We start from the raw sequence: 6,900 nt of genomic DNA, 5'->3' as shown, positions 1-6,900 counted from the left end.
TACGCACGGCGGCTGATGCGGTGCCCTTACTGCTCCATGCCCGTCAGAGTGGACAGGTCGTCACTTACAGTTGGGACATCCGGGCCCAGTGCCCGGTGGGTGCTCGTCTCGCGGCTAATTTAGCAGTAGAACCGATTGCTCACCTGAAAGCGGAGGTCTATCCAAATCCAGTAGCGGAAGAGTTTACGGTTAGGATTGAGAATGTACAGGGTGAGTCAGTACATCTGTCCCTAACCGATTTGAATGGGCGCCCCCTCATCAACCGGTCCATAAACATTACGTCCCCCCTCCATGAAGAACGGTTACGTCTAGAGACGACAATCAGTGGCTTTTATATGTTACGGGTAAGTACCACTCAGGAAACTATCTCTTTAAAAGTCGTTAAACAATAAAACGAGCCAGTCTTCCGATAGACGAAAATCAGAGGCTCCAACAAATCGCCCTAGTTCATAGCTGTTTTAGCGGACTAGGGCGATTTTTAGAAACTGGACAGAAATATAAGAAACATTTGTTCCGTTTAACGTAGCAAATCCATCTCAGATGGGAGGGTTTAATAAGACTGATAACCGATCAGGAGTTACCCTGAAGTTTTCTACGTTGATTTCCCTACTGTAATTACCTGGTCAAAACTCGATGAGCATGTCAGCGAGTTGGTCAACAGCAAATGCCTGACCATTGACCCCAGCGTGGATAGGGGTCGGTACGCCCAGTACTGTCTGGATGACCCGTGAACCAAGCTGAAAAATGTCATTTTGTCAGTTTCTGAGGCATCCAAAAAAGACAACAGCCTTTTGGCATATCCCTTGTTTAGGAGCTTTCTGACACGGTTTTATGTTAAACTTTAAACCTCTTACAAGTATGTCACTGGTTAAATTCAATGGAAACGGACAACTGCCCTCTCTACTGGATGAATTCATGGGCAGAGACATGGATGAGTTATTTAACTTCAACCGCAACTGGCCCGGCATTACCCGCTCGCAGGTCGGAACGCTCGTGCCAGCGGTCAACATCAAGGAAGACAGTGAAGGTTACCAGATCGATGTGGCGGCCCCAGGCCTGAAGAAGGAGCACTTCAATTTGAGCCTGCATAACGGAAAGCTGACGGTCTCCACCCAGCAGGAAGACCAGCAGGAAGAGAAAAATGAGCAGGGGCAGTACACCAAGCGGGAGTTTAGCTACCATGCCTTCTCGCGCTCGTTCTGGTTGCCTGACTCCTGCGATCAAGAGCAGATCCAGGCCCGGTACGAGGATGGTATTTTGCACATTGTGTTGCCGAAGAAGGAAGAAGCCAAACCCAAGGCACCGACTCAAATCCAAATTAACTAACTGGCCTTTAGGCCTGCCCACAAGAGGTGGTAACAGTATAGGTCACCACCTCTTTTTTGCCTCATTGTAGAGTGGCCGATGCTGGAGTGCGAATCCGACAGATTAGAATGGGCAACGATTAAAACTAGCTTTACGCTGAAAGAAGCGATTAAGGGGGATGTAGCCCTGAAACCAAAATGTAACTACATTAGCTACCCGCTAACAGATCATCTCCCTTTCTTTTTCTGCTAGGTGCTTGTCAATCCTGCGCTCAGCGACACAGCCTGCCCACCTTAGCGACTCAAGTAAGCCGCTGTTGCCTGATTTTGTAAAGCCCTAGCAAGCCCGGCAAGCCAATCTGCCTTTCAGCCGTTGACTAGCTACAACTACCCCGCCAACATGATCAAGACTGTGCTTATGCAAGTGCCTAGTTTGGCCGCCCATCACGGACCAACGGTGCTGGATGGCCTGGTCATCCTTTCGTTGGTCATCTTGTTGTGGGTATTGTTGCTTCGGCGGCTCAGCCAACCCTACTTCATTGCCTACATACTAAGCGGCATGGTGCTGGGCCCCGACGGCCTTCAACTCCTGGTCAATCCCCACCTGATTACCCAGTTAGGGGAGCTTGGCATCATCCTGCTGCTGTTCTTTATTGGCCTCGAAATCCGGCTACCCGATCTGACTAAACACATAGCCAAACCCCTGCTGGGCATGCTGGTTCAGCTGCTGCTGAGCGTTGCCGCAGTGTGGTTACTGGGTTTCTATCTCCAGTGGAGTCTGGCAGTTAAAGTGCTGATTAGCTTTGCTCTTAGTTTAAGTTCATCGGCCATCATTATGCCCTACCTGCGTCAAAATGGCGAGATCATGTCGCCCTTAGGGACGTTGACAACAGGTGTCTTACTGCTCCAAGACATGCTTACCGTGCCCATGTTGGTAACGCTAAATCTGCTCGGTCAAGCTCAGTTCAACCCGTTGGACATTGGCCTGATGCTGGGGGGCGGCCTGTTGATTCTGCTATTCCTACGACTGGCTATGGGCTCGCGAACCCTTACCTTACCTTTTGCCCACACCCTGGCCCATGACCATGATTTACAGGTCTTTTGGGGACTGCTTACCTGTTTCGGCATGGCCTGGTTGACCCAGACTTTTCACCTGTCAGCCGCCCTGGGTGCCTTTGTCGCCGGTGTACTGGTCAACCGCAGCGGGGCTACCCACTGGCTGGAGCAGAGTTTGCATCCCTTTCGGGTGTTCTTTCTGGCCCTGTTTTTTGTGGCGATTGGTTTACAAATCGAGGTAGGATTTTTGGTTGAGCACTGGTCGTTGATCAGTGGCCTGGTGTGGCTGGTACTACTGATCAACAGCCTGCTAGGGGCACTGGCCTTCCGGCTGGTCGGCTCGTCCTGGCGTGACAGTGTGTATGCGGGCGCACTGCTGTCTCAGTTAGGCGAGTTTAGTATTGTGCTAAGTCTGTCGGCTCGTCAGTTGGGGCTCATCAATGACTTCATCTATCAGTTGACGCTCTCGGTTGTGGCCTTAACCATGCTCATCACCACGCTTTGGATTGGGATTATCCGCACGTTTGTGTTTCGCTCCCAAAGTGCTGGCATTACTCCCAACCGTAAGGTAAAGGAATAGTTTCTGTGAAATGAGTAATTAATAGGAGCATTAATTGAGAATATTGATTTCACACGAGTTAGCGCATCGTTGTTCTTCGCTGGAAATAAAGGATACCTAATAATTCGTGTCCCCCCGACAAATCCTGGTTATTGGTGGCCTTCTTCCAACGGCCAGCAGCGTTGATCGCTCATTGGGACGAAAACCCCATGATTTGGTAAACCACCCAGGGCCCGGTTGCTCATTGGATGAGGTACTCTCTGAACTACGCTGGGCTTGACACGTTAAATCGTTTAGCTTGACTGACCGGTCAGTTGACCACAAGCATCAACAGGAGCCCCCTCAAGCGAGAACAGGGTCTGTTTACCACTTCAACAAGGCCATGGATGTAATCAATACCGCTCAACTAACCGATACCTCTTACTCCACCTTACGCCAACAGAACTTCCAGCAAGCAACCCTACTGGTGGTGGAAGATCAGGAAGACATTTGGACGATTGTCCGCTTTAGCCTGGCTAAACACTTCCCCGATGTGAGCTTGTATCGATGCGCCAATAGACAGGAAGCCATTGCCTATCTCACCGATTGTCTGGCCAACCGGACTAGCTTACCCAAGTTAATTCTACAGGATCTGTACCTGCCCCAGAATGAAGCGGGCTTTGGCCTCTTAAAAGACATCCGGATGTTATTAGGTAACCAGCAGCAGATTCCCATCCTGGTGATGAGTTCGTCAGTCGATGAAACCGATATCCGTCAGGCCTATCAGCAGGGGGCCAGCTTTTACATCGTCAAGCCCCAGTCCATTAACAGTTGGCTCACGCTGACTCAGAGCGTGCGTCAGTTTTGGTGGGAACAGGGCGTGCTGCCCCTGAGTTCAGTCGCAGAGCCCAGAGCGGCCTGAAGCCCTTAGGGCTGCCAGTGAATGGCTAACCGGATGCGAAACAGGGTGCCTTCACCCGGCTTACTTTCGATCTCCAGATTGGCCCGTAGCAACTCACATAAACCCTTGACGATAGATAACCCAATGCCTTCCCCTTTATGGGCAAAGGCCGACCGGGACGCTTGAGCAGTGGCTGCTTCCTGAGCATCGGCCTCAGGATTGGCGATGCCGAAGGCTGCCGAAGATTCGGGGGAGGGATTTAACACCTGAGCTAATGAACCCGCCTGAGTAACCGTGGGCAAGCCCGGTCCTGAATCCTGCACACTGACGATCCAGCGGTAGTCATTCTCCCGAGTCCAGGAAACCGATACAAATCCGGTCGGGGTATGTTTGAGGGCATTCAGGACCAGGTTCTGAAGGATACGCTGTAGGTGAACTGGATCACACTCGACGGGCAAGCTCGCCGGGCCGTCCGCCTGGAGTAAAAGCCCCCGCTCGGTGGCCAGCGGCTGGTAATCGGCTACGAGACGGGTCAATAACTGACCCGCATTGATGGGCTGAATGTTGAGGGTTTCCTGTCCCGCTTCCAGGCGGGCTACCTCGATGAGCTGGGTCATTAAGTGGCGACTGTTGGCCAGATTGCGTTGCAACATAGCCAGAAAGTGTTTCCGGTCTTCTTCAGAATCGCTCGTGAGTTCTAACATGGAGACCGCTCCTTGAATAATGCCGAAGTTACTCCGCAGATCATGAGAGGATCGATGTAATAAATCACTCCGTTGCTGAATTACCTGATTCAACTGAGTCATGGTTTTCTCCAGGGCTTCCACCCGACTCACCGCGGCGGTGCGTTGCAAGGAGTCGTATTGCTCCAGGCTTCCCACACTGATCTGGTTACTAAAAGTGGCCACGTGCTCATAAGCCGTGGCCATAACCTGCCGGTCAATGTCGGGGTAGATCTGCCAACATAGCCGTAACTCCCCCAGTAGGATGTTGCCCAGATGCATCATCTCCGTAGACAGCTCCTTTAGCAGGTACCCCTTTTGCCAGCGGTGTAGGCCATGTTCAGCGGCTAACAACTCCACTTGGCCTTCTTCGGCTTGGCCCTGTAATCGCTGCTGGAGCACATTGAGCATGAAGGGGACTTTATTGTTAAACTCTTCGCGGCTTAAGCTAACAACTGTTTTCAGGGAGGAATCAGCTTCACAAGCTGTCCGCCAGTTATTGAGCAGGGCTTCTCGCCGGGCGGCTAGATAGCTAGCTAGCTGATCTAGGGAAGCCGGGTCTTGAAGGGAAGGGGTCATGGTTAACTTAGGTATTATCTCTACGCCCGTCCGGAAGAATTATCCCAATTAGGCAACCAGGCGAAAACAAAAAACTGGCTGATAACCTTGCGAGTTACCACTACTGTAAAGGTAACATCGGGTTGAGCTATATGATTGCGGTGCAGCTAACTTTGTTTTGAGGTGAGTAACCAGAGCTGCTCCTACCCCTACTGATCAGGCCCGTATCCTTGTTTACTGGCTAAGAAGTAGAGGTAGTGGATCGTGCTTATTGTGGTATTGAGTACCAATTTGCTTTGGTCTATCACCAAACTGGCTACGCAAACGGTTCCCCTTTTTCCTGTGCTTTTAAAAAGCATTTCGGGTATCGGCCAACCCTGCCTCCAATTACCCCATCCCATCAAACGCCCGAATAATGAAGCAGATACATGTACAATGCTATATCTCATTGAGGAGCTTTATTGTGAATAAATAATTCACGGCTAAGGGTCAAAAAAAGATACCCGTGCATCACTTGCTTAAGAAGGTCCGGATAAGGGCAAATGTTTTGGCCGGTTCTTCAACAAAGGTATTGTGGCCGCTTTTTTCAAATAATTCAAATTGAGCCTGGGGACAATATTGCTTGTACTTCACCATCATCCAGGGAACCGCTACTCGATCATACCGTCCCGCCAGGATTAAAATCGGCATGGGCAGCGTTTTTAAAGCCTGACGGTAATCAAAGCGACCGATATCATTGCCAACCCTAAAATCACCATCTTTGCCCACCAGCTGATAATACAACTTGGTATTATATTTATTGGGATAAGGCTCATTGCTGGACCCCAGAAAATTCGTCGGATTGTAGGCATAAAAAAACGCGTAGGGTACCCGGCCGTACACGGCCTGATGCAACGAATCGCAGGATTGATAGCCCTGTTGACGGATCACCATCAGCGTATCCCAGACTTCTGGGTAATTGACCTTAATTTCCCGATTGTAATTGTCATCATTTTCCTGCCACATGGCATGACTGTGAAACGGAGCGGATAGGATCAAATGACTAACCTGCTGAGGATATTGTATGGCATAGCCCTGGGCGACGACCGTACCATATGAATGACCTAGTAGGTTTATTTTAGCAAACCCCATGGCCTTCCGCAGCGCTTCCAGATCATCGATATCTCGCTGTAAGCTGTATTGGCTAACCTGGCTCGCCGTGTCCGACTTTCCTCTGCCGAACCCATCAAAATAAACCAGGGTGTTATTCGTAGCCAGCGAATCAAATGGTCGTAAACCCGTGTGCACGCCACCTGGTCCTCCAGCAATCAAAATTAAGGGATCACCTTTCCCAACACTTACTGTCCACAGGTTAGCCCCATTGACGGTGTAAAACCGGCCATCGGTGCGACTATCCGGAACCGATTGGGCTACTAAATAAGGGATACTGATTACAAAAGCTACTGTAAAAGCGAGTCCTTTCATGACAAATTAGTGGGTTAATTAAGCAGTATGGTCGATAACAATTGGTAAGCAGCTGGTACCAAGCCTGTTTATTGGCGGCAAGATATCGTGACCAGGAACTAGCGAGCTGGTTTGAAGCAATAACGGGTGTTCTCAACACCCCCCTTTACAGCCTAGTCAGGACAGTGGGGCGTTCAATGAACTAGACCTGACTCCCTGGTCGAATTTTCATTCTCTCCAACTGACCGTGGGCATAATCGGCTCAAGCTGGCATTGACAAACATGAGTCATCCCGAATTTTGATTCCATAAGTGGGTGAAAGCAATTCGGATACGATAAAGCGGTGCTGAGGCTTCTCGGCACCGCTTTCCCGTTCGG

General features: G+C 50.3%; 6 protein-coding genes. 4 read left to right on the top strand and 2 right to left on the bottom strand.

The genetic code is table 11. The features are described from left to right. The 4 genes from ACYVE4_RS29645 to ACYVE4_RS29630 all read left to right on the top strand — a co-directional run. A partial coding sequence (locus tag ACYVE4_RS29645; protein ID WP_461044039.1) for a T9SS type A sorting domain-containing protein occupies positions 1-392 on the top strand: 392 nt, incomplete at its 5' end. A gap of 466 nt (positions 393-858) precedes the next feature. Next, entirely contained in the window at positions 859-1,326 is a 468-nt protein-coding gene (locus tag ACYVE4_RS29640) for an Hsp20/alpha crystallin family protein (RefSeq protein WP_461044038.1), read from the top strand. Between the two features lie 378 nt (positions 1,327-1,704). After that, positions 1,705-2,940 (top strand): cation:proton antiporter domain-containing protein, encoded by a 1,236-nt coding sequence (locus ACYVE4_RS29635; RefSeq protein WP_461044037.1) that lies wholly within the window; start codon positions 1,705-1,707, stop codon positions 2,938-2,940. Positions 2,941-3,301: 361 nt separating this feature from the next. Then, entirely contained in the window at positions 3,302-3,820 is a 519-nt protein-coding gene (locus tag ACYVE4_RS29630; RefSeq protein WP_461044036.1) for a response regulator, read from the top strand. A 5-nt stretch (positions 3,821-3,825) separates the two neighbouring features. Here the strand turns inward: ACYVE4_RS29630 and ACYVE4_RS29625 are convergent, their stop codons facing one another. Together ACYVE4_RS29625 and ACYVE4_RS29620 are read right to left on the bottom strand one after the other, a co-directional pair. Next, the gene (locus ACYVE4_RS29625; protein WP_461044035.1) at positions 3,826-5,100 is read right to left on the bottom strand and encodes a sensor histidine kinase; all 1,275 of its coding nucleotides are present in this window, start codon (positions 5,098-5,100) and stop codon (positions 3,826-3,828) included. A gap of 489 nt (positions 5,101-5,589) precedes the next feature. After that, positions 5,590-6,543: an alpha/beta fold hydrolase gene (locus tag ACYVE4_RS29620; protein WP_461044034.1), complete on the bottom strand. Its 954-nt coding sequence runs from the start codon at positions 6,541-6,543 to the stop codon at positions 5,590-5,592. Positions 6,544-6,900: the final 357 nt, after the last annotated feature.

It is taken from the genome of Spirosoma harenae, assembly GCF_054776975.1.
The sequence above is the reverse complement of the archived record's forward strand: the minus strand, read 5'-3'. Positions and strand labels throughout refer to the sequence as shown.